Source organism: Pseudomonas sp. 2995-1 (assembly GCF_002742505.1).
In the GTDB taxonomy this organism is placed as follows: Bacteria; Pseudomonadota; Gammaproteobacteria; order Pseudomonadales; family Pseudomonadaceae; genus Aquipseudomonas; species Aquipseudomonas sivasensis.
The window spans coordinates 101,735-123,356 of the sequence record NZ_LJSA01000319.1 but is presented as its reverse complement, the minus strand read 5'-3'; the positions used below and the strand labels follow the sequence as shown (position 1 = coordinate 123,356).

Here is a 21,622-nt window from a genome sequence, read left to right as displayed (position 1 = left end):
AGTTTTAAAGCTCTGTTCGTCCCGTCAGGTCCGTAGCCGTGCGGACCATAAGGAGTCATGTAATGTCATCCCTTGATAGCCTGAGAACCCTTAAAACTTTAGAAATCGACGACAAGACCTACCACTATTTCAGCCTGCCCGAAGCCGCCAAGAGCCTGGGCGACCTGGATAAGCTGCCGATGTCGCTCAAGGTGCTGCTGGAAAACCTGCTGCGCTGGGAAGACAACAAGACCGTCACCGGCGCAGACCTCAAGGCCATTGCCGCCTGGCTCAAAGAGCGCCAGTCCGACCGTGAGATCCAGTACCGCCCCGCCCGCGTGCTGATGCAGGACTTCACCGGTGTACCCGCCGTAGTCGACCTGGCCGCCATGCGCGCCGCCGTGGCCAAGGCCGGGGGCGACCCGCAGCGCATCAATCCGCTCTCCCCCGTGGACCTGGTGATCGACCACTCGGTAATGGTCGACAAGTTCGGCAATGCCGACGCCTTCGAAGAAAACGTCGATATCGAGATGCAGCGCAATGGCGAACGCTACGCCTTCCTGCGCTGGGGCCAGAGCGCCTTCGACAACTTCAGCGTGGTGCCGCCGGGCACCGGCATCTGCCATCAGGTCAACCTGGAATACCTTGGCCGCACCGTCTGGACCAAGGACGAGGACGGCCGCACCTACGCCTTCCCCGACACATTGGTCGGCACGGACTCCCACACCACCATGATCAATGGCCTCGGCGTACTGGGCTGGGGCGTGGGCGGCATCGAAGCGGAAGCGGCGATGCTCGGCCAGCCGGTGTCGATGCTGATCCCGGAAGTAATCGGCTTCAAGCTCACCGGTAAACTCAAGGAAGGCATCACCGCCACCGACCTGGTGCTGACCGTGACCCAGATGCTGCGCAAAAAAGGCGTGGTGGGTAAATTTGTCGAGTTCTACGGCGACGGTCTGGCCGATCTGCCCTTGGCCGACCGCGCTACCATCGCCAACATGGCCCCGGAATATGGCGCCACCTGCGGATTTTTCCCGGTGGATGACGTCACCCTGGATTACCTGCGCCTGTCCGGTCGTCCGGCGCAAACCGTGAAACTGGTCGAGGCTTACACCAAGGCCCAAGGCTTATGGCGCAATGCCGGTCAGGAACCGGTGTTCACCGACAGCCTGGCCCTGGACATGGGCAGCGTCGAAGCCAGCCTGGCTGGGCCAAAACGTCCACAGGACCGTGTGGCCCTGCCGAATGTCGGCCAGGCCTTCAGCGACTTCCTCGACCTGCAATTCAAACCCACCAACAAGGAAGAAGGCCGCCTGGAAAGTGAAGGCGGCGGTGGTGTGGCCGTGGGCAACGCCGACCTGGTGGGCGAAGCAGACTACGAGTACGAAGGCACGACCTATCGCCTGAAAAACGGCGCCGTGGTGATCGCCGCCATCACCTCCTGCACCAACACGTCCAACCCCAGCGTAATGATGGCCGCCGGGCTGGTGGCGAAAAAAGCCGTGGAAAAAGGCCTCACGCGCAAACCGTGGGTGAAGACCTCACTGGCTCCCGGCTCCAAGGTGGTCACCGACTACTACAAGGCGGCAGGCCTCACTCAATACTTGGACACCCTCGGCTTTGATCTAGTGGGCTATGGCTGCACCACCTGCATCGGCAACTCCGGGCCATTGCCCGAGCCGATTGAAAAAGCCATCCAGAAGGCCGACCTCGCCGTGGCCTCGGTACTGTCCGGCAACCGTAACTTCGAAGGCCGCGTGCACCCATTGGTGAAAACCAACTGGCTGGCATCGCCGCCGCTGGTGGTCGCCTATGCGCTGGCTGGCACCGTGCGCATCGATATCAGCAGCGAGCCGTTGGGTAACGATCAGAACGGAAACCCGGTCTACCTCAAGGACATCTGGCCAAGCAGCAAAGAAATTGCCGACGCCGTGGCGCAGGTCAGCACCAGCATGTTCCATAAGGAATACGCCGAGGTGTTTGCCGGCGACGAGCAGTGGCAGGCCATTGACGTGCCACAGGCGGCGACGTACGTGTGGCAGAAGGATTCCACCTATATCCAGCATCCACCCTTCTTCGAGGACATCGACGGCCCGTTGCCGGTGATCAAAGACGTCATGGGCGCCAACGTGCTGGCGATGCTGGGCGACTCAGTCACCACCGACCACATCTCCCCCGCCGGCAATATCAAGGTTGACAGCCCCGCTGGCCGCTACCTGCGCGAGCAAGGCGTCGAACCGCGGGACTTCAACTCCTACGGCTCACGCCGCGGTAACCATGAAGTGATGATGCGCGGCACGTTTGCCAATATCCGCATCCGCAATGAAATGCTCGGTGGCGAAGAAGGCGGCAACACGCTGTACATTCCCACCGGCGAGAAGATGCCGATTTACGATGCGTCAATGAAATACCAGGCTTCGGGCACGCCGCTGGTGATCATTGCAGGCCAAGAGTACGGCACCGGATCCAGCCGTGACTGGGCGGCCAAAGGCACCAACCTGCTGGGGGTCAAGGCGGTGATCGCCGAGAGCTTCGAGCGGATCCACCGTTCCAATCTGGTGGGCATGGGTGTGTTGCCATTGCAGTTCAAGCTGGATCAGAACCGCAAGGCGCTGAAGCTCACGGGCAAGGAGAAGATCGATATTCTCGGGCTGAGCGAGGTGGAGATCGTGCCGCGGATGAACCTGACGCTGGTGATTACCCGCGAGGATGGCAGCCGCGAGAAGGTCGAGGTGCTGTGCCGGATCGACACCTTGAATGAAGTGGAATACTTCAAGTCGGGGGGGATTTTGCACTATGTGCTGCGGCAGTTGATTGCGTCGTAAGGCGATCTCAAAAGCAATGGAGAACTAATGTGGGAGGGGCGGTGCGACGATTCGACTTGCTCCCGATAGCGGTGGATCAGTCATAGATGTTTTGACTGACATACCGCCATCGGGAGCAAGCCCCCTCCCACACTTTGACCGCGTTTAACGCTTCAGATCAGCCGAACAGCCACTTCCACAACAGCACCAGAACGACCACTGCCAGCACCGGCCGCGCAATGCGGTAAGCCTTTGGATGCTTGCGCTTCCACTGTTTGACCACACCACTGAACTTGTCACTGAAGGTCTTGCTCCAGGCATACGCCTGGTTGATGCCGCCGACGCGCTCGTCATCCAGGTTCTGCGGCGCGGTGGCGCGGCCCAGTTGCTTGCTGACCCAACGGTTGACGCGGGTCATCACGCGATTACTCAGCGGGCGCTCGATGTCGCAGAAAAGGATCACGCGTGTCTTCTCGGTTTCGTTCTTCACCCAGTGCACGTAGGTTTCGTCGAACATCACGTCCTCACCGTCACGCCAGGCATACACCTGGCCGTCGACGAAGATGCGGCAGTCGTCGGAGTTCGGCGTGGACAAGCCCAAGTGATAACGCAGGGAACCGGCAAACGGGTCACGGTGCGGGTTGAGGTGGCTGCCGCCCGGCAACAACGCAAACATCGCCCCTTTGACGTTAGGAATGCTGCTCACCAAGGCCACGGTTTTCGGGCACAGCGCCTCGGCCGATGGCAGGGGTTTGTCGTACCACTTGAGGTAGAAACGCTTCCAACCCTTTTTGAAGAACGAACCGAAACCGGCGTCGTTGTTCTTTTCGGCGGCGCGAATGTAACCCTCGTCGAACAGGTGCATGGCCTCTTCGCGGATCACTTCCCAGTTGTCCTTGAGCACGTCCAGTTCCGGAAACTTGCTGCGGTCCAGGTAAGGTTTGGACGGCACGGCCGAGAACAGGTACATCAAGGCGTTATAGGGGGCGAACAGCGCCGAATGGTTAACGAACTGGCGCAACATCGGTAAACGGGCCTTGCCGCGCAGGTGTACATACAGCGTGCTACCGATAAACAGCAGCAACACCGACAGTTTGGCGGCCAAAGAAAAGGTCATGCAGCAACTCCTGGAAATAAGCGTCTGGCCAACAACTTCCCGTCACGGGGAAACCAGACGTAGCAGCCAGCCATGATAAACAGTTGGGCCAGTATGCAGAAGGCCCAGGGTAACGGGGCTGACACACATCAACCCCAAACGCTCATCAGGCCTGGTTTTCCTGCTCGGTAAACAAATCGCTGAATAGCATGCTAGACAGGTAGCGCTCGCCAGAGTCCGGCAGGATCACCACGATGGTCTTGCCCTGCATTTCCGGCTTCTCGGCCAGGCGCACGGCCACGGCCATTGCTGCGCCACAGGAAATACCGCACAGAATTCCCTCTTCCTGCATCAGGCGCCGTGCCATGGCCTTGGATTCGTCGTCGGTCACCAACTCGACGCGGTCAACCATCGAAAGATCGAGGTTTTTCGGCACAAAGCCGGCGCCGATGCCCTGGATCTTATGCGGGCTGGGCTTGATTTCTTCACCGGCGAGCGCCTGGGTGATCACCGGCGACACAATCGGCTCCACAGCCACCGACAGAATCGGCTTGCCCGCAATGTTCTTGATGTAGCGCGACACACCGGTAATGGTGCCGCCGGTGCCCACGCCCGCTACCAGCACATCGACCGCGCCGTCGGTGTCGTTCCAGATTTCCGGACCGGTGGTTTTCTCGTGGATCTCAGGGTTCGCCGGGTTTTCAAACTGGCCCGGCATAAAGTAGGTGGCTGGATCGTTGGCGACGATTTCGCCGGCCTTTTCGATAGCGCCTTTCATGCCTTTGGCCGGCTCGGTCAGGACCAACTCGGCGCCCAGCGCCTTGAGAACCTTGCGGCGCTCGATGCTCATCGACGCCGGCATGGTCAGCAGCAGCTTGTAACCACGGGCGGCGGCGACAAACGCCAGGCCGATGCCGGTGTTGCCAGATGTGGGTTCGACAATGGTCATGCCCGGTTTGAGTTTGCCGGTGCTTTCTGCGTCCCAGATCATGTTTGCGCCAATGCGGCACTTCACCGAGTAACCCGGATTACGCCCTTCGATCTTGGCCAGGATGGTCACGCCACGGGGGGCGATCCGGTTGATCTGCACCAGGGGCGTGTTACCGATGGAGTGCGCGTTGTCTGCAAAAATGCGGCTCATGACGGGTCCTATAGGCAATTTCAAGAAGGCAATAAGGGTATGCCTCGTACTGCAAAGCGTCCAGTCAGAGGAACGTTGCTCGGCTCGCGGCAGTCCATGTTTTACCTGCAAGGAGAACTGCCCGATGAAACGTCGCTACAGCTGGCCACTATGGACCGTCGCCGGATTGCTGGTGGTCATGGTTGCCTTAAGCATCGCCCTGCCCTACTTAGTGCGTAATTATCTGAATGACAAGCTCGCCGACATGGGCGATTACCGAGGCCGAATTACCGACGTGGACCTGGCGCTGTGGCGCGGCGCCTACCGGATTAATGGCCTTGAGATCGTCAAGGTCGACGGCAAAGTGCCGGTACCGTTCGTCAAGGCGCCGCTGATCGACCTGGCGGTGAGCTGGCATTCGCTGTGGTACGACCATGCAGTGGTCGCCAAAATGCGTTTTATCGAGCCTGAAGTGAATTTCGTCGACGGCGGCGCTAACAAGCAGGCGTCCCAGACCGGTAAAGGCACCGACTGGCGCGAGCAGTTGAGCAAGCTGGCGCCGATCACCCTTGATGAAGTGCGTATCGAAGAGGGCAAGATTGCCTTCCATAACTTCAATTCCAAACCCGTGGTGAAGATCGACGCGACCAACGTCAACGCCAGCTTTTATAACCTGACCAACGTCGTCGACGTCAAAGGCAAGCGCGACGCCCGCTTCGACGGCAAAGCCCTGCTGCAAGGCCAGGCCCCGCTGGAAGCCAGCGCCACCTTCGACCCGCTGAGCAACTTTGAGAACTTCGAATTTCGTTTCCGCGCCAAAGACCTGCAACTCAAGCGCATGAATGACTTTGCCTCGGCCTACGGTAAGTTCGACTTCAAGGCCGGCACCGGCGATGTAGTCATCGAAGCCCAGGCCGAAAAAGGCCAACTGACTGGCTATATCAAACCGCTGCTAAGGGATGTGCAGGTGTTTGACTGGCAGCAAGACGTGGAGAACAAGGACAAGAACATCTTCCGTTCGATCTGGGAGGCCGTGGTAGGTGCGAGCGAAACCGTGCTCAAGAACCAACAGAAAAACCAATTTGCCACCCGCGTCGAACTCAGTGGCAGCGTGCATCAGAAGGATGCCAGCGCGTTCTCTGCGTTTTTAGCGATTTTGCGCAATGGTTTTATCCAGGCGTTCAATGCGCGCTATGAACAGCCCAAACCCAGCGCAGATTAAAATGTGAGGGGGGGCTTGCTCCGATGGCGGCGGATCAGCCAATGAGTCGGTTGGTTGAAACCTTGCCATCGGGGGCAAGCCCCTCCCACATTGGTCATTCAGAGACTGAATAACTCGTCTGCGTTCACAGTCGCCGGGGCTGCGCGGTATAGTCCCGGCATTGATGAATGCGAGGAAACACCGATGAAGTTCGAAGGCACCCAGGCCTATGTGGCTACCGATGACCTGAAACTGGCCGTCAACGCCGCCATCACCCTGGAGCGGCCGTTGCTGGTCAAGGGCGAACCGGGCACCGGCAAGACCATGCTCGCCGAGCAACTGGCCGAATCCTTCGGCGCCAAGCTGATCACCTGGCACATCAAATCCACCACCAAGGCCCATCAGGGCTTGTACGAGTACGACGCGGTCAGCCGCCTGCGTGACTCGCAGTTGGGCGTGGACAAGGTGCACGACGTGCGCAACTACCTGAAAAAAGGCAAGTTATGGGAAGCGTTCGAATCCGAAGAACGGGTGATCCTGCTGATCGATGAAATCGACAAGGCCGACATCGAGTTCCCCAACGACCTGCTGCAAGAACTCGACAAGATGGAGTTCTACGTCTACGAAATCGACGAGACCATCAAGGCCAAGAAACGCCCGATCATCATCATTACCTCCAACAACGAAAAAGAGCTGCCGGACGCGTTCCTGCGCCGCTGCTTCTTTCACTACATCGCCTTCCCCGACCGCACCACCCTGCAAAAGATCGTGGATGTGCACTACCCCGACATCAAGAAGGACCTGGTCAGCGAAGCGTTGGACGTGTTCTTCGACGTGCGCAAAGTACCGGGCCTGAAGAAAAAGCCATCCACCTCCGAACTGGTGGACTGGCTCAAGCTGCTGATGGCCGACAACATCGGCGAAGCGGTGCTGCGCGAGCGCGATCCGACCAAAGCCATCCCGCCGCTGGCCGGTGCCTTGGTCAAGAATGAGCAAGACGTGCAACTGCTGGAGCGTCTGGCGTTCATGAGCCGTCGCGGTAATCGCTAATGTTGCTCAACCTGTTCAACGAGATGCGCGCCGCCAAGGTGCCGGTGTCCGTGCGCGAGCTGCTCGACCTGATCAACGCGCTCAAGCAGCGCGTGACCTTCGCCGACATGGACGAGTTCTACTACTTGGCCCGGGCGATCCTGGTCAAGGACGAGCGGCATTTCGACAAGTTCGACCGCGCGTTTGGTGCCTATTTCAACGGCCTGGAAAAGCTCGACGACCATTTGCAGGCGCTGATCCCCGAAGACTGGCTGCGCAAGGAATTCGAGCGTTCGCTGAGCGATGAAGAACGCGCGCAGATCCAATCCCTTGGTGGCCTCGACAAGCTGATCGAGGAATTCAAAAAGCGCCTGGAAGAACAGAAAGAACGCCATGCCGGCGGCAACAAATGGATCGGCACCGGCGGCACCAGCCCGTTCGGCTCCGGCGGCTACAACCCCGAAGGCATTCGCGTCGGCGACGCCGGCAAGCGCCAGGGCAAGGCGGTGAAAGTCTGGGACCAGCGCGAGTACAAGAACCTCGACGACCAGGTTGAGCTGGGCACGCGCAATATCAAGATCGCCCTGCGCCGCCTGCGCAAGTTCGCGCGCCAGGGTGCGGCCGAAGAGCTGGACATCGACGGCACCATCGACCACACCGCCCGCGACGCCGGTTTGCTGAATATCCAGATGCGCCCGGAACGGCGCAACACCATCAAGTTGTTGCTGCTGTTCGATATAGGCGGCTCGATGGACGCCCACGTGAAGATCTGCGAAGAGCTGTTCTCGGCCTGCAAGACCGAGTTCAAGCACTTGGAATATTTCTACTTCCATAACTTCGTGTACGAGTCGGTGTGGAAGAACAACCAGCGCCGCACCTCGGAGCGCACTTCCACTCAAGACCTGCTGCACAAGTACGGCGCCGACTACAAAGTGATCTTTATCGGCGATGCATCGATGGCGCCGTATGAAATCACCCAGGCCGGCGGCAGCGTCGAGCACTGGAACGAAGAGCCGGGGTATGTGTGGATGCAGCGCTTCATGGCCAAGTACAAAAAGCTGATCTGGATAAACCCGTATCCCAAGGATACATGGGGTTACACCGCGTCAACGGGGATTGTGCGGGAGTTGGTGGAGGATCAGATGTATCCGCTGACATTGCGCGGGCTGGAAGAAGGGATGCGCTTCCTCTCCAAATAAACGCCGACCCAAATAATGCAGGAGATCTCATGTGGGAGGGGCGGTGCGACGATTCGACTTGCTCCCGATAGCCGTGTTTCAGTCAACACATCAGTGACTGAACCATCGTCATCGGGAGCAAGCCCCCTCCCACATTTTAAATTGCGGTGTTATGTAAATCGGCGCAAATACTCGACATGCTGCCGATGCGCCGTTTCCTGGACCACCGGCACCAACCTCACTTTCTCTCCCGGTAAACACTGCGCCAGTCGCGCCAGCGACAAAGGCGTCAACGCCCCCAGACGCGGATAACCGCCAATGGTCTGCCGATCATTGAGCAACACAATCGGCTGCCCATCCGGCGGCACCTGGATGCCACCCAACGGGATACCTTCGGAAATCAGCGACGGCCCTTGGTACCGCAACGGCGTACCGAGCAAGCGCATGCCCATGCGGTCAGCGCGACTGTCCAGGGCCCAATCGGTATTGAAGGCATCGAATAGACTTTGGCCGCTGAACTGGCCGATTTGTGCACCGACGATCACATCCAGCGGCGCCTTGGCGGGCAACGCCTGTGCGCTCAGCACTTTCATCGCGCCGCCCGTCCCGGAATAGGCCAACCGCCCGCCCTCGGCCAACGCTTTGCCGAATCCGTCCGGCCCGCCCAGTGCTTCACGCACCACCGTCGCACAACTGCCCAGCACATCCGGCGCATCAAACCCGCCGGGTGCCGCCAGATACGCCCGCGCACCGTTGAACGGCTGGGTAAAGCGCAAACGCTGGCCTTTTTGCAGGATAAAACTGCGTCCCGGACTGATAGGGCGTTCATCGACATACGCGCCCAGGTCCGCACCGGCCAAGGCCAGCAGGCAATACTCCTCGGCCTGCACGGTAAAGCCGCCGAGGGTGATTTCCACCACCGGTGCGTCCAGCGCATTGCCCAGCAGCCAATTGGCCCACGACATCGACACCCAATCCAGCGCGCCGCCTTGGGTCACGCCCAGGTGGCGTACGCCAAAACGACCGGCGTCCTGCAACAGGCACAGCGGCGTGCTGGCCTCGATGATCAAGTGGCTCATGCCTGCGCCTCCAACGGCGTGTCATCGCCACCCAGGTTGATAAATTCGGCACGACTGACCGCTTCGAAGCGCACCGTGTCGCCAGGTTGCATAAGGCTGTAGCCGTCTCGCGCGCGGTCGAACAGTTTGGCGGGGGTGCGACCGATCAGGTTCCAGCCACCCGGAGAAACCACCGGGTAAGCAGCCGTTTGGCGCTCGGCGATCCCCACACTGCCAGCCGCCACGCGTTTGCGCGGTGTGCTGAGGCGTGGGCTGGCGAGGACTTCGTCCACCAACCCCATAAAGGCAAAACCGGGGGCAAAGCCAAGGGCGAACACCTGATATTCGTGGGCGCTGTGGAGACAGATCACGTCGTCGACGGCCAGGCCACTGCGCTGGCTGAGCAAGGTCAGTTCCGGGCCGACGCTCAGGTCGTACCACACCGGCAGCACATGGCATTGACCGCTTCCCTGGGCCTGAGGCTGCAAGTCGGTGAGGGCGTGGTCGATCAGCTCTCGGGCCTGGGCAGGGCTCAGCGCGATGAGGTCGTAATGCACCATCAAGGTGGTGTAGGACGGCACCAGATCCACCAATGCAGCGCCAAACCCTTCTCGCAAGCGTTGCGCTGCGGCGAGCATCCACGGCATGTTGGCTTCTGCAATCGCATCGAACAGACGCACCATCAGGCAGTCGATGGCCACCACTTCAATCCGCGGCTTCATGCTGGCTTCAACGCCTCGCGGATACGCTGCACGGCAGCAATTGAACTGGCGTTGTCGCCATGCACGCACAGGGTATTGGCGTTTAGTACGAGGGCGCTGCCGTCGCTGGCCGTCAACGGTTCGCCACGAGAAATGGTCAGGGCTTGCTGGATGATCGTTTCGGCGTCGTGGTGCACAGCGCCGGGTAACTGGCGGGAAACCAAGTGGCCGTTGTTGTCGTAGGCGCGGTCGGCGAATGCTTCAAACCACAGGGTCACGCCATACTCATCGCCCAATGCCTGGGCTGCGCTGTTATCGCGAGTGGCCAGCAGCATCAGCGGCAAGTCACCATAAGCGGCCACCGCCTCGATGACCGCACGCAGTTGTTTCGGGTTGGCCATCATGTCGTTGTACATCGCGCCATGGGGTTTGACGTAGCTGACGTGACCGCCTTGGGCACGGCAAATGCCGTCGAGGGCGCCGATCTGGTAGTGCAGCAGATCCTGGATTTCCTGAGGGGTATAGGCCATGGAACGGCGGCCGAAGCCTTGCAAATCCTGGTATGCCGGGTGCGCCCCCACCTGCACGCCATGCTTGAGCGCCAAGCTAACAGTCTTGCGCATGATGCTTGGGTCGCCGGCATGAAAGCCGCAGGCCACGTTGGCGCAATCAATGAACGGCATGACCTCGGCGTCCAGACCCATGGTCCAGTTACCAAAGCTTTCGCCGATATCGCAATTCAGTAAAAGACGGCTCACGGTCTGGCGCTCCTGTAGGACTTATTTTTTTGCAGTGTGGGATTTTTAACGCAGAACGTGCAACCTGTCCTGACACCCCCACGACGCTCATCGTGGAATACGCTCGATTTTTGGCGCTTGCCCGGTACGGCGTCCAACTAATAAAAACCGATCCATGCATAAGAAAAAGTTGATCCCATGAATTTGAAGTTCCTCGAAACCTTCGTCTGGGTGGCCAAGCTCAAGAGCTTTCGCCTGACTGCCGAGAAGCTGTTCACCACCCAGGCCTCGATCTCCAGCCGCATCGCCGTGCTGGAAAGCGAGCTGGGGGTGAAACTGTTTTTGCGTGATTCTCGAGGCGTAAGCCTGACCCCGGAAGGCTTGAAGGTGCTCGATTATGCCGAGCAGATGATGGTGACCATGCGGGGCCTGAAGCAGTCTCTGGAGACCACCAGCAGCAAGGTCGGGCGCATTCGGATCGGCGCGATGGACACGGTGATTCACACTTGGCTGAGCCCGTTGGTGGCGGAACTGATGGACCATTTCCCCTTAGTCGAAATCGAATTGGTCGCTGATACCGCGCTTAACCTCAGCGATCAGCTGCAAAAAGGCTTCCTTGACCTGATCCTGCAAACCGACCTGCTGCGCCTGGAAACCGTGCGCAGCCTGGAACTGTGCAGCCATCCCATGGCCTGGATCGTCGCCAGCCAATCGATCTACAACCGCGACTACGCCTCCCTCGCCGAACTGGCTCAGGAGCGGATCATCACCTACTCGAAAAACTCGCACCCACATCAGGATGTGCTGAGCCTGATGCAGGCCAACGGCGTGGCCGCGCCAAGGATGAACTGTGTGAATTCGGTGTCTGCGATTACGCGGTTGTTGCGCGATGGATTCGGCATTGGCGCACTGCCGCCGGTGTTGGTCAGTGAGGAACTGGCGCGCGGGGAATTGGTAATGTTATCGATGGCGCAGAAACTGCCTAACCTGCAGGTGGTGGTGTCGTGGCGGGTGGGGGTGGAGTTGGTGGAGGAGATTGTCGGGCTGTGCCAGAAGGTCGTTGCCCGCTATGCCGAGGAAGTCGGCGAAGAGCGGATGGTGCTGGCCCCCTGACGAAACCCGGTTAAAAATGTGGGAGGGGGCTTGCTCCCGATAGCGGTGGGTCAGTAGCTGAAGTATTGACTGACCTACCGCTATCGGGAGCAAGCCCCCTCCCACATTTGACCGAGTTGGGCGTTAGAGACCTTTCAGGTCCCGCTCTTCAATCGGCCGGCTCTGGCGCAGGCGCTTGCCGCCCAACACGACCCAGTCGATCAGGCGGAACAGGCATTCCAATCCAAACGACAGCAGCATCGCCCCGCCCAATCCCCAACCCATGGCTTCTGGGGTCAGGAGGATCTGATAGCTGTAACCGTTCCAGGTTTCCTGGCGGATATCCGGGTCGGCGGCCACCGCCACTTGCAACGCACGGATGTACCACGGGCCTTGCATGGCCTGGAATTGCTTGTCCAACGCAACTTGGCGATCAAGCATGGCGCCCAGGCTGTTGGCGTCGCTCTGGAAAACCGGGTCGTCACTGGCGCGGTAATGCGCGACCAACGCCTTCAAATCACCGTTGAAGAACTGCCGTGCGGTGGTTTCAAACCCGCTCAGCCCCGTCTGGGCCTCTATCAAGTGGGCTTCGACGCGCTTGGCGTAATCGTTGATAAATCCCGGCACTTGCACGCCGACCAACAGGCCAATGGCAAACAGCACCAACCGCAGATAGCTGAGCAACATGGTCGATATCCTTACTCAGTAATGCCCTGGCTGACGCATTCACCGCGTCGCCACAGGCTCCATTGGCCCGGTTCGTAACGGGTCCAGTTTTCGTTGTCGGTCAACGGCTCGGTGGCGATTACCGTCACTACATCATTGGGTGTGGTCTCGGCCTGAAAATCGACGATCACGTCGACATCTTTCAAGCGCGCCGGACCGAACGGGGCACGCCGGGTGATCTGCGCCAATTTGGTCGAGCAGTAGCAAAACAACCAGTCGCCATCGCTGAGCAGGCAGTTGAACACGCCTTTGCTGCGGTATTCGGCACAGGCGGCGATCAGGTCCGGCAGCATCTGTTCGATGTCCACCGGCTCGGGGAAGGCTTCGCGCACGCGGTTGAGCAAGTCGCAAAAGGCCGCTTCGCTGTCGGTATCGCCGACCGGGCGGTAGAAGGTGGCGCGGGGGTTGAAGTCCGCCAGTTGGCCGTTATGGGCGAAACACCAGTTGCGGCCCCACAGTTCGCGCACGAACGGGTGGGTATTGGCCAAGCTCACCTTGCCCACGTTGGCCTGGCGGATATGGCCGATCACCACTTCGCTCTTGATGGGATAACGCTGCACCAGCAGCGCGACTTCCGATTCACTGCTGGCGGCCGGGTCCTGGAACAGACGCAGACCACGGCCTTCGTAGAAAGCGATGCCCCAACCGTCGCGGTGGGGGCCGGTGCGCCCACCGCGCTGCATCAGCCCGGTAAAGCTGAACACGATATCGGTGGGGACGTTGGCACTCATGCCCAATAATTCACACATGCCAGGGCTCTCGCTGCAACGTTAAAGGCGCGGTTCGACCCGCATGCCACTGACAGGCGCCGGACGGCGGAATGGCTCGTCGTCTTCTTCCGCCGGCTCAGCGGCCAGGGCTGCATCGGTGGCGGCCTGGCGCTCACGACGCGCATTGGCGGCGCGGTCGATGGGCCAGCGGATCAACACAATCACCAGGTACACGCCAAAGGCGATCATGGTGTACATGAACAAATCGGAAATAGCCCGCCAGGCGTTATTGCCGACCTTGAGCACTAGGTCCAGGGCGGTAATTGCCACGGCCGGCGCGAACTGAGTCTTGACCGGGTCTACGATGGTCGGGCTGAACAGCAACACGGCCATCAGCAATTGCAGCGGCTCGCGCAACCAGCGCCACATCCAGCGCGTCATGCGCCACCACACCAACAGGCAGCCCAAAGCGGCGAAGGCGTAAAGGCCCCAAGCGGTCAGATAGTCGTTCTCGGTCATGGTGTCCATGGCAAGGTAGGCAAACAGGCGGCTATGATAACGGCTTTTGCGTGTCGCGGCTGCAAAGCCTGCCACCGTCCGCCAGATAGAGAATAATCCATGCCTGTATCGACGCCCCCGATTGCCCGAAAGGCCCCTGGCCAAGACCCTTACGCCTGGCTGCAAGAACGCGACAGCGCTGAAGTACTCGATTACCTCAAGGCCGAAAACGCCTGGCAGGAAGCCCAGCTCGCCGATCAGGCAGCCTTGCGCGAAAGCCTGTTTGAAGAGATCAAGGGCCGCATTCTCGAAACCGACCTGTCCCTGCCCTCGCCGTGGGGCCCGTACCTGTATTACACCCGCACCACCGCCGGCGACGAGTACGCCCGTCACTACCGCTGCCGCCGTCCGGCCGATGACAGCAACGTGGTGGACGACAGCAGCGAAGAGCTGTTGCTGGACCCGAACGAACTGGCCAACGGTGGCTTTTTCTCCCTCGGCGCATTCAGCATCAGCCCAGACCACAATCGCCTGGCCTACAGCCTGGACACCACCGGCGAAGAGATCTACACCCTGTTCGTGAAGGAATTGGCAACCGGCAAGGTCAGCGAACTGGAGTTCCAGGACTGCGACGGCAGCATGACCTGGGCCAACGACAGCCTGACCCTGTTCTTCGGCGAACTGGACGAAACGCACCGCCCCCACAAACTCTATCGCTATCGCCTGGACGGCACGGCGGCGCAGGAAGTGTTCCATGAGCCCGACGGGCGTTTCTTCCTGCATTGCTACCGTTCCAGCTCCGAGCGCCAGTTGCTGGTGGCCCTGGGCAGCAAGACCACTAGCGAAGTCTGGGCCCTGGACGCCAACCAACCGCAGCAGGATTTCACCTGCCTGGCGCCACGGGTCGACGATCACGAATACGATGTCGACCACGGCCAACTGAATGGCGCCTGGACTTGGTTTATCCGTAGCAACCGTGATGGCATCAACTACGCCCTGTTTGTCGCAACCGACATTGGCGACGTGCCGACCGAGGATGAGTGGCAGAACCTGATCCCCCACAGCGATGAGGTGATGCTCGACGGCGTCAGCCTGAACACCAGCGCCATGACCTTAAGCTTGCGCATCGGCGGCCTGCCGGTGATCGAAGTGCACCCCGAGGGCCTGCCTGCCTATCGCGTGGAATTACCTGACGCCGCCTACAGCCTCTACGTACAGAACAGCCTGGAATTCGTCAGCGACAAGATCCGCCTGCGCTACGAATCCCTCAACCGTCCGGCCCAGGTGCGTCAGTTGGAGCTGGCCAGCGGTACGCAACAGGTACTCAAGGAAACCCCGGTGCTGGGCGTGTTCAACGCCGACGATTATGTGAGCCAGCGCCTGTGGGCCACCTCCGCCGATGGTACTCAGGTGCCGATCAGCTTGGTGGTCAAGCGTGACCAACTCGGCAAAACCACACCGCTGTACCTTTACGGCTACGGCGCCTACGGTTCGAGCCTCGACCCATGGTTCTCCCACGCACGCCTGAGCCTGCTTGATCGCGGCGTGGCGTTTGCCATCGCGCATGTGCGTGGCGGCGGCGAACTGGGTGAAGCCTGGTACCGCAATGGCAAGCAGGAACACAAGCAGAACACCTTCAGCGACTTTATCGCCTGCGCCGAACACCTGATCGCTCAAGGCCTGACCACCTCCAAGCAGCTGGCCATCAGCGGCGGCAGTGCCGGTGGCCTGTTGATCGGTGCGGTGCTCAACCAGCGTCCGGCGCTGTTCCACGCGGCGATTGCCGAAGTGCCGTTCGTTGATGTGCTCAACACCATGCTCGACCCGGAGCTGCCGTTGACCATCACCGAGTACGACGAATGGGGCAACCCCGAGGAGCCCGAGGTGTACGAGCGCATCAAGGCCTACGCGCCGTACGAAAACGTCCAGGCCCAGGCCTACCCGCACATGCTGGTGATCGCCGGCTACAACGACAGCCGCGTGCAGTATTGGGAAGCGGCCAAGTGGGTGGCCAAGCTGCGTGACACCAAGACCGACGACAACCTGCTGTTGCTCAAGACCGAACTGGGTGCCGGCCATGGTGGGATGAGCGGTCGTTACCAGGGATTACGTGACGTAGCGCTCGAATATGCATTTGTGTTCAAGGCGCTGGGGTTGATTTAGGAACTTAGCGCGGCGGGCCTGTCTGAACACAGGACCGCCTACTGATTGATGGACCAAGATTGCAGCCATGGCACTACCGACGCTAATGAATACCGAAATCCGCGACATGCTCATGGACTGCGGCCTGTTCGACCCTTTGTTGCCGGAAGATTTTCACGTCGCCGCCGGCTACTTCAATATCAGCAGCATTGCCCAGGACGAAGCGATCTTCCTCGAAGGCGATGCCGGCACCTTCATGTGCATCATCCACAGCGGCCAGGTGGCGGTGCAGAAAACCAATCACGACGGCCAGCGCCTGACCATCGCCACTCTGCGCAGCGGCCGGGCTTTCGGTGAGATGGCAGTACTCGACGGCGAGCGTCGCTCCGCCAGTTGCGTGGCTGCCAGTGATTGCGTGCTGTTGAACTTGGGCAAGGACTCCCTGGAAAAGATGCTCAACGAAACCCCGCGGGTGGCCGCGAAGATCATCCGCGCGATTGCGATTGCCCTGTCCAAGCGCCTGCGCATGGCTGATGGGCAGTTACTGTCGCAACAGTTTTAACCGCCGGGGGTCTTTGGTTTGCTGTCGTTCTGCTGCAGGCCGGGCACCGTCTGGTCCTTCGGTGGCGTCGGTAACACGATGGGCGCCAAGGGCGGCGAGCCGTTGGTCTTGGGCAGCGCTGGCGGGCTGACTTGGGGATACAGCGTCGGCGTCGGCGTGCCCGGTGCACCGGGGGTTGGCGCGGGCGCGACCGGTACGGTTTGCAACTCCTGAGCCTGCGCCGCACCCAATGCGAGCGCGCTCAACACAATGACCGTTAGAATGCTGCACTTCATCGATGGCTCCATGGCCTGACCGGAATGTCGTAAGGCTACTCCCAACCGCGCAAGAATGCCCTTCCCAATGAGATTTCCATGAAACGTTTCGTTCTGCTGGACACCACCCCGATCCCCGACAACGGCGGTGCCTTGTGCCTGTTCGAATACGGCGAGGATTTTGTAATCAAGATCCAGGGTGGTGACGGCGGCCAGTTGATGAACACGCGCATGCACGGCTCCGAAGATGCGCTGGCAGAAATTCCCTGCCGCAAAGTTGCCGGTCGTCCTGATTCACGGGTGCTGATTGGTGGTTTGGGCATGGGCTTTACCCTGGCCTCGGCCCTCAAGCATTTGGGCAAGACTGCCGAAGTGGTTGTCGCCGAACTGGTGCCGGGCGTCGTGGAATGGAACCGTGGGCCGCTGGGGGAAAAATCCGGGCGCCCACTGCTGGACCCGCGCACCGTGATCCGCATGGAAGACGTGGCCAAGGTGCTGCAAGCCGAGCCCCAAGGCTTTGACGCGATCATGCTCGACGTCGACAACGGCCCCGAAGGCCTCACGCAAAAGGCCAACAGCTGGCTCTACTCTGCCGGTGGCCTGGCCGCCTGCGCCAAGGCCTTGCGGCCCAAGGGCGTGCTGGCGGTGTGGTCAGCGAGTGCCGACAAACTGTTCAGCGACAAACTGCGCAAGGCCGGTTTCAAGGCCGAGGAAGTGCAGGTATTTGCCCATGGCAACAAGGGCACCCGACACACCATCTGGATTGCGGAGAAGCTCAAGGGCTGAGCACCATTAACCAAACCACTGGAGATCCAATGTGGCAGGGGGCTTGCCCCTGATAGCGGTGGTTCAGTCAAAACATTTGGTGACTGACACTACGCTATCGGGGCAAGCCTCCTCCCACATTTTGATCCCTGTCAGTTGTGGGATTTGCGGTAGTCGATCACGTACGGGACTTTTTTGTCGAAGGTCTTATGCAGCTCATCGCGATCCAGTTGGGTCATCCCACCCAGTTGCTGGGCGGTAAAACCGCTGCCTCCCACCGGTGATCCCGGCGCCAGGCTGACCATGCGCTTGGCGACTGCTTCGATCGCATCCTTGTAGCCGCCTTTTTTGTCCAGGTTGTACTGGCCCAGATCAATCTGCGTGCGCAGCCAGTTACCCCAATAGAACTCCAGGAATTCCGGGGCGATCTCGCCGCCATCCGGCTTGCCATAGGCGGCCTTGCGGGTGAAATACACCAGGCTGCGGAAGGTGTCGTCCTGCAGATTCTTGAAGCCCAGGTGAGCAGGCAGTTGCGTAGGCGGCAGGGTCTGGCCCCGGTTGTCCTTGAGCCAGACCTTGCGCGCCGCTTCCATACGCTGCCAGAAGGTGGCGAGGTCTGGGCTGTTGCTGAAATCGTCAGTCACCTTGACCCACATTTTCAACTGAGGGCCGGCACCCGGCGTTTGCCAAAGGGTGGTGAAACTGTGGTGACCGTCGGTCAGGTACAACTGGCCACCAGGGCCGACCACCACGGTTTTCATGTCTTCGGGATGAGTGCCTACCGGGTCTTTGCACGTGAAGCTGGAAGGCGCAAGCAGGCTGGCGTTCTTGGGCACCTTGTCGGCCTCACCCTGACCGTTGGTTTCGCAGTATTCATCAAAGGCCTTGGTGGGTTTGTCGGCGAACAGCCCGAGGCTGTAGTAGATCTGGTCGAAACCCACCACGGCCTGGGTCGGGTGCAACTGTTCAAGGGTGACCTCAATCAACTGCCCGGGCTTGGGCGTCGAAAACGCCTGGGCTTGAGCCGCCAGCGCGCAGAAAAGCAGTGCAATTGTCCATGTGTACCAACGCATAGGTTTCAGATCCTTGTGAAATGAATGAACCGATACTACAAACGCCCGCCGACGGCTAGAATCAACGTTATCCGTGACCCACAAAATAGCCAGGAGCCATGATGAGCTCGACCAACCCGCCCTCCCACACCGCCAAGCTGGACCGCATCCTCGCCGATGCCCAGCGCGACCGGGAAATGGGCTACCGCGACAAAGCCCTCAAGATGTACCCCCACGTGTGCGGCCGCTGCGCGCGTGAATTCGCCGGCAAGCGCCTGAGCGAACTCACCGTACACCACCGCAACCACAATCATGATGACAACCCTCAGGACGGCTCCAACTGGGAGTTGTTGTGCCTGTACTGCCACGACAACGAACACTCGCGCTACACCGATCAGCAGTACTTCGGCGAAGGCTCCACCAGCAGCCCGACGATTGCCAAGGCCACGCATAACCCGTTTGCGGCGCTGGCGGGCCTGATGAAGAAAGACGACTGAAGAGTGTTGTCGCCTGTCCTGGCCTCATCGGGAGCAAGCCCCCTCCCACATTTTGAGTTGTGAACACTTTCAAATGTGGGAGGGGGCTTGCTCCCGATAGCGTTAGCCCAAGCAATACATCACCTTCAAGCCGTATAATCGCCGCTTTTCTCCAAGGCACCCTTCCCCGTGGGCAATAAACGCTACAGCTGCATCGGTCTGTATAACCCCAAATCCCCCGAAAACGTCGGCTCGGTCATGCGTGCCGCCGGTTGCTACGGCGTGGCCTCGGTGTTCTACACCGGCGTGCGTTACGAGCGCGCCCGGGACTTCATCACCGACACCAAGAAGGTCCATCACGATATTCCGCTGATCGGCATCGATGATCTGAAAAAAATCCTGCCCCTGGGCTGTATCCCCGTCGCCGTGGAACTGGTGGAGGGCGCCCGCCCGCTGCCCGAGTACACCCACCCCGACCGCGCGCTGTATATCTTCGGCCCGGAAGACGGCTCGCTGGATAAGGAGATCCGGGACTGGTGCGAAGACGTGGTCTACATCCCGACCACCGGCTGCATGAACCTGGCTGCCACGGTCAACGTGGTGCTCTATGACCGCCTGGCCAAGGGCAACAACACCCGTTCGGGCCCCAAGTATTGATTTTTTGGGAACATCCGACGCCCGCCAGCAGTCAGCTACTTACACTTGCCCTTGTTGGAGACAGATCATGAGCGACAGCAAAAACGTGCGACCTATCATCGAGCACACGCCCTTCCAGAACCAGCCGACGCAAAACGTCCACGGCTGGGAACGCATCGGCTCAGTGGCCGGTGGCGTGATAATGCTCGGCAAAGGCCTGCGCCGTGGCGGGATTTTCGGTTTGATCCAGGTGGCGATTGGCGGTGTGGCACTGGCCCGTGGTTTTACCGGGCACAGCTCGCTCAAGGACAAGCTGGAACAGGGTCGCCAGGAAATAAACAGCGTGCGTACGAAGATCGAGCGTGCAGGTGCAGAGCTGAAAAACCTGAAGACCAAGGCTGAAGTGGCGGCTGAGAAGGCTGTGAAAACCACAGGCTGAACCTGGCTTTCGGTAGGTTAGAGATCCAAATGTGGGAGGGGGCTTGCTCCCGATAGCAGAGTGTCAGTCAACACATGTTGTGACTGAATCATGCTATCGGGAGCAAGCCCCCTTCCACATGTTGATTGGTGCAGGGGTTGAAATCAGCGCAGTAGCTTGGTATCCAGCACCGCCGACGACTCGCCAATAATGCTCTCAGCCAGTTGCACGAACTCCGCCGTGGTAATGCTGTTCGCCCGCATCACCGCTTGCGCGAGGTCATCCAGCGAGCGTTTGTTATGGGTTTTCACCCGAATCTCGCTGTCCAGCTCCTGCAATATCACCACTGCCCGCGACACGGTTGCACCACTGACATGCTCGCCGCGCAGCGTCGTGACATCTTTGCCCTCCTTGCTCAACCGCGCCTGTATCGCCTGATACCGCTCATCGGTGATCCCACCGGCACGGCGCACCAGTTCGATGGCGTAATACTCCCCAAGCCCTTCGCTGATCCAGTCACTGGTGTCGTGATCGTTGAAACGTCCGATCGCCTGCACCACTTCACGAATCAACGGGCTGCTGCCGTTTTCGCTGACCAGCGGTGTGCGGCTGTTGAGGTAGATCGAGTCATGCGCCGAGAACACGCCACGGCGCATCGGATCACTGGCGCCCACCACCAACAGCTTGGCCGGATGACGCGGGAACGCGGCTTCGACCTGGGGCCAGACAAAGGTCAGCAACGTCAGCACGTCCATGCGGCGCATGGCCTGACCCTTGGGCGACGCCACGGTGACTTCGGTTTCGCCCAGGCGCACGCGGCGGCTGCCAAGCGTGCCCGCGAGCATCCAGCCGGTGGGCCGGTCGAACAGGCGGGAAACGTTGTCGATGCGAAATTTATTCTTGCCGATACGGGGCCAGGCGGTTTCGACGCTTTTCCAGCCCGCAGGCAATTCGAACACCAGGCGCGAGACCAACTCGACGCCGTCCTGCTGGTCGAGCCGCGCGGTCGGCACCAGGTCTTCGCCGCGAAACAGCGCCCAACTCGCAGTCATACGTGCTTCATAGCTGCCCGGCTTGCGCGCCTGGGTGAGGTGCACGCGGTAGGTCAGACTGGCCTTGTCGGCGCGGGGCTGCCACACGCCCCGCTGGCCACTGACCTTCCACTGGCCGTCGGCCTTGAAGTCGCTGTAACTGCCTGCCGGGCCCAGGTCAAAGTCCAGGCTGCGCACGGCCGAGCCTTGTGACAGGCTCAGGCGTACTTCAGCCTGATCGCTCTGGGGCAGCAATTTAACGTGATAATCCAAGTCGACTTTCCTGGCGCACCACGCAGGCATGCTCAGCGCCAGCAGCACCAGGCATGCCGCCAGCTGGGTTCCCACCTTCATACA

Annotated in this window: 22 protein-coding genes; 11 read left to right on the top strand and 11 right to left on the bottom strand. The window is 60.2% G+C overall.

Annotated elements, in window-relative coordinates; all coding sequences use genetic code 11:
- Positions 1-62: 62 nt before the first annotated feature.
- The gene (gene acnA / locus AOA61_RS06755) at positions 63-2,804 is read left to right on the top strand and encodes an aconitate hydratase AcnA (RefSeq protein WP_099601399.1); all 2,742 of its coding nucleotides are present in this window, start codon (positions 63-65) and stop codon (positions 2,802-2,804) included.
- Between the two features lie 157 nt (positions 2,805-2,961).
- Here acnA and AOA61_RS06750 read toward each other — a convergent pair whose 3' ends face one another.
- Together AOA61_RS06750 and cysK are read right to left on the bottom strand one after the other, a co-directional pair.
- Positions 2,962-3,900 carry an aspartyl/asparaginyl beta-hydroxylase domain-containing protein gene (locus tag AOA61_RS06750; protein WP_032888770.1) on the bottom strand — a complete coding sequence of 313 codons (939 nt, stop codon included), beginning with the start codon at positions 3,898-3,900 and terminating at the stop codon, positions 2,962-2,964.
- 145 nt (positions 3,901-4,045) lie between these two features.
- A complete protein-coding gene (gene cysK, locus AOA61_RS06745) occupies positions 4,046-5,020 on the bottom strand; it encodes a cysteine synthase A (protein WP_032888769.1) in 975 nt (324 codons plus the stop codon).
- A gap of 124 nt (positions 5,021-5,144) precedes the next feature.
- Between cysK and AOA61_RS06740 the strand changes: the two genes are divergently transcribed.
- The 3 genes from AOA61_RS06740 (at position 5,145) to AOA61_RS06730 (ending at position 8,428) form a co-directional block, all read left to right on the top strand.
- Positions 5,145-6,221, top strand: a complete 1,077-nt coding sequence (locus tag AOA61_RS06740; RefSeq protein WP_099601398.1) for a DUF748 domain-containing protein — start codon at positions 5,145-5,147, stop codon at positions 6,219-6,221.
- Positions 6,222-6,404: 183 nt separating this feature from the next.
- The gene (locus AOA61_RS06735; protein WP_003210690.1) at positions 6,405-7,250 is read left to right on the top strand and encodes a MoxR family ATPase; all 846 of its coding nucleotides are present in this window, start codon (positions 6,405-6,407) and stop codon (positions 7,248-7,250) included.
- Positions 7,250-8,428, top strand: coding sequence for a VWA domain-containing protein (locus AOA61_RS06730; RefSeq protein ID WP_095184104.1), 1,179 nt, complete (start codon positions 7,250-7,252; stop codon positions 8,426-8,428). Before AOA61_RS06735 ends, AOA61_RS06730 begins: the two co-directional genes overlap by 1 nt.
- Before the next feature lie 149 nt (positions 8,429-8,577).
- Here AOA61_RS06730 and AOA61_RS06725 read toward each other — a convergent pair whose 3' ends face one another.
- Genes AOA61_RS06725 through AOA61_RS06715 form a run of 3 tightly spaced genes read right to left on the bottom strand, consistent with a single transcriptional unit; the run spans position 8,578 to position 10,924 of the window.
- Positions 8,578-9,486, bottom strand: coding sequence for a biotin-dependent carboxyltransferase family protein (locus AOA61_RS06725; RefSeq protein WP_099601397.1), 909 nt, complete (start codon positions 9,484-9,486; stop codon positions 8,578-8,580).
- Positions 9,483-10,187, bottom strand: coding sequence for a 5-oxoprolinase subunit PxpB (gene pxpB, locus AOA61_RS06720; protein ID WP_099601396.1), 705 nt, complete (start codon positions 10,185-10,187; stop codon positions 9,483-9,485). The genes AOA61_RS06725 and pxpB overlap by 4 nt, the downstream gene beginning before the upstream one ends.
- The gene (locus tag AOA61_RS06715) at positions 10,184-10,924 is read right to left on the bottom strand and encodes a 5-oxoprolinase subunit PxpA (RefSeq protein ID WP_099601395.1); all 741 of its coding nucleotides are present in this window, start codon (positions 10,922-10,924) and stop codon (positions 10,184-10,186) included. Before AOA61_RS06715 ends, pxpB begins: the two co-directional genes overlap by 4 nt.
- Before the next feature lie 177 nt (positions 10,925-11,101).
- Here AOA61_RS06715 and AOA61_RS06710 point away from each other — a divergent pair, with 177 nt between their 5' ends.
- Positions 11,102-12,016, top strand: coding sequence for a LysR family transcriptional regulator (locus AOA61_RS06710; protein WP_032888752.1), 915 nt, complete (start codon positions 11,102-11,104; stop codon positions 12,014-12,016).
- Between the two features lie 123 nt (positions 12,017-12,139).
- Here the strand turns inward: AOA61_RS06710 and AOA61_RS06705 are convergent, their stop codons facing one another.
- Genes AOA61_RS06705 through AOA61_RS06695 form a run of 3 tightly spaced genes read right to left on the bottom strand, consistent with a single transcriptional unit; the run spans position 12,140 to position 14,025 of the window.
- Positions 12,140-12,682, bottom strand: coding sequence for a DUF2937 family protein (locus AOA61_RS06705; protein WP_032888750.1), 543 nt, complete (start codon positions 12,680-12,682; stop codon positions 12,140-12,142).
- Between the two features lie 11 nt (positions 12,683-12,693).
- A complete protein-coding gene (locus tag AOA61_RS06700) occupies positions 12,694-13,470 on the bottom strand; it encodes a class II glutamine amidotransferase (RefSeq protein WP_024074057.1) in 777 nt (258 codons plus the stop codon).
- Positions 13,471-13,491: 21 nt separating this feature from the next.
- Complete coding sequence (locus AOA61_RS06695; protein ID WP_099601394.1) at positions 13,492-14,025, bottom strand: MFS transporter; 534 nt, start codon at positions 14,023-14,025, stop codon at positions 13,492-13,494.
- Between the two features lie 24 nt (positions 14,026-14,049).
- Here AOA61_RS06695 and AOA61_RS06690 point away from each other — a divergent pair, with 24 nt between their 5' ends.
- Together AOA61_RS06690 and AOA61_RS06685 are read left to right on the top strand one after the other, a co-directional pair.
- Complete coding sequence (locus AOA61_RS06690) at positions 14,050-16,092, top strand: S9 family peptidase (protein ID WP_099601393.1); 2,043 nt, start codon at positions 14,050-14,052, stop codon at positions 16,090-16,092.
- 67 nt (positions 16,093-16,159) lie between these two features.
- Positions 16,160-16,633, top strand: coding sequence for a cyclic nucleotide-binding domain-containing protein (locus tag AOA61_RS06685; RefSeq protein ID WP_032888741.1), 474 nt, complete (start codon positions 16,160-16,162; stop codon positions 16,631-16,633).
- Here AOA61_RS06685 and AOA61_RS06680 read toward each other — a convergent pair.
- A complete protein-coding gene (locus AOA61_RS06680; RefSeq protein WP_032888738.1) occupies positions 16,630-16,908 on the bottom strand; it encodes a hypothetical protein in 279 nt (92 codons plus the stop codon). The genes AOA61_RS06685 and AOA61_RS06680 overlap by 4 nt on opposite strands.
- Positions 16,909-16,986: 78 nt before the next feature.
- Between AOA61_RS06680 and AOA61_RS06675 the strand changes: the two genes are divergently transcribed.
- A complete protein-coding gene (locus tag AOA61_RS06675) occupies positions 16,987-17,673 on the top strand; it encodes a spermidine synthase (RefSeq protein ID WP_032888736.1) in 687 nt (228 codons plus the stop codon).
- A 131-nt stretch (positions 17,674-17,804) separates the two neighbouring features.
- Here AOA61_RS06675 and AOA61_RS06670 read toward each other — a convergent pair whose 3' ends face one another.
- On the bottom strand, positions 17,805-18,725 hold the full coding sequence (locus AOA61_RS06670) for a ParB/Srx family N-terminal domain-containing protein (protein ID WP_099601392.1): 921 nt from the start codon (positions 18,723-18,725) through the stop codon (positions 17,805-17,807).
- A 101-nt stretch (positions 18,726-18,826) separates the two neighbouring features.
- Between AOA61_RS06670 and AOA61_RS06665 the strand changes: the two genes are divergently transcribed.
- From AOA61_RS06665 to AOA61_RS06655, 3 genes are all read left to right on the top strand, one after another.
- A complete protein-coding gene (locus AOA61_RS06665; protein ID WP_003210675.1) occupies positions 18,827-19,201 on the top strand; it encodes a YajD family HNH nuclease in 375 nt (124 codons plus the stop codon).
- Between the two features lie 168 nt (positions 19,202-19,369).
- Positions 19,370-19,837, top strand: a complete 468-nt coding sequence (locus AOA61_RS06660; protein WP_003189607.1) for an RNA methyltransferase — start codon at positions 19,370-19,372, stop codon at positions 19,835-19,837.
- A gap of 67 nt (positions 19,838-19,904) precedes the next feature.
- Entirely contained in the window at positions 19,905-20,255 is a 351-nt protein-coding gene (locus AOA61_RS06655; RefSeq protein ID WP_099601391.1) for a DUF2892 domain-containing protein, read from the top strand.
- A 143-nt stretch (positions 20,256-20,398) separates the two neighbouring features.
- Here AOA61_RS06655 and AOA61_RS06650 read toward each other — a convergent pair whose 3' ends face one another.
- Positions 20,399-21,619 carry a hypothetical protein gene (locus AOA61_RS06650; protein WP_099601390.1) on the bottom strand — a complete coding sequence of 407 codons (1,221 nt, stop codon included), beginning with the start codon at positions 21,617-21,619 and terminating at the stop codon, positions 20,399-20,401.
- Positions 21,620-21,622: the final 3 nt, after the last annotated feature.

Coding starts and splice junctions, on each gene's coding strand:
- AOA61_RS06700 (WP_024074057.1), bottom strand. CDS start 13,470: ATGTGTGAATTATTGGGCATGAGTGCCAACGTCCCCACCGATATCGTG.
- AOA61_RS06655 (WP_099601391.1), top strand. CDS start 19,905: ATGAGCGACAGCAAAAACGTGCGACCTATCATCGAGCACACGCCCTTC.
- AOA61_RS06725 (WP_099601397.1), bottom strand. CDS start 9,486: ATGAGCCACTTGATCATCGAGGCCAGCACGCCGCTGTGCCTGTTGCAG.
- AOA61_RS06735 (WP_003210690.1), top strand. CDS start 6,405: ATGAAGTTCGAAGGCACCCAGGCCTATGTGGCTACCGATGACCTGAAA.
- pxpB (WP_099601396.1), bottom strand. CDS start 10,187: ATGAAGCCGCGGATTGAAGTGGTGGCCATCGACTGCCTGATGGTGCGT.
- AOA61_RS06650 (WP_099601390.1), bottom strand. CDS start 21,619: ATGAAGGTGGGAACCCAGCTGGCGGCATGCCTGGTGCTGCTGGCGCTG.
- AOA61_RS06690 (WP_099601393.1), top strand. CDS start 14,050: ATGCCTGTATCGACGCCCCCGATTGCCCGAAAGGCCCCTGGCCAAGAC.
- acnA (WP_099601399.1), top strand. CDS start 63: ATGTCATCCCTTGATAGCCTGAGAACCCTTAAAACTTTAGAAATCGAC.
- AOA61_RS06680 (WP_032888738.1), bottom strand. CDS start 16,908: ATGAAGTGCAGCATTCTAACGGTCATTGTGTTGAGCGCGCTCGCATTG.
- cysK (WP_032888769.1), bottom strand. CDS start 5,020: ATGAGCCGCATTTTTGCAGACAACGCGCACTCCATCGGTAACACGCCC.
- AOA61_RS06750 (WP_032888770.1), bottom strand. CDS start 3,900: ATGACCTTTTCTTTGGCCGCCAAACTGTCGGTGTTGCTGCTGTTTATC.
- AOA61_RS06740 (WP_099601398.1), top strand. CDS start 5,145: ATGAAACGTCGCTACAGCTGGCCACTATGGACCGTCGCCGGATTGCTG.
- AOA61_RS06670 (WP_099601392.1), bottom strand. CDS start 18,725: ATGCGTTGGTACACATGGACAATTGCACTGCTTTTCTGCGCGCTGGCG.
- AOA61_RS06730 (WP_095184104.1), top strand. CDS start 7,250: ATGTTGCTCAACCTGTTCAACGAGATGCGCGCCGCCAAGGTGCCGGTG.
- AOA61_RS06665 (WP_003210675.1), top strand. CDS start 18,827: ATGAGCTCGACCAACCCGCCCTCCCACACCGCCAAGCTGGACCGCATC.
- AOA61_RS06710 (WP_032888752.1), top strand. CDS start 11,102: ATGAATTTGAAGTTCCTCGAAACCTTCGTCTGGGTGGCCAAGCTCAAG.
- AOA61_RS06675 (WP_032888736.1), top strand. CDS start 16,987: ATGAAACGTTTCGTTCTGCTGGACACCACCCCGATCCCCGACAACGGC.
- AOA61_RS06685 (WP_032888741.1), top strand. CDS start 16,160: ATGGCACTACCGACGCTAATGAATACCGAAATCCGCGACATGCTCATG.
- AOA61_RS06705 (WP_032888750.1), bottom strand. CDS start 12,682: ATGTTGCTCAGCTATCTGCGGTTGGTGCTGTTTGCCATTGGCCTGTTG.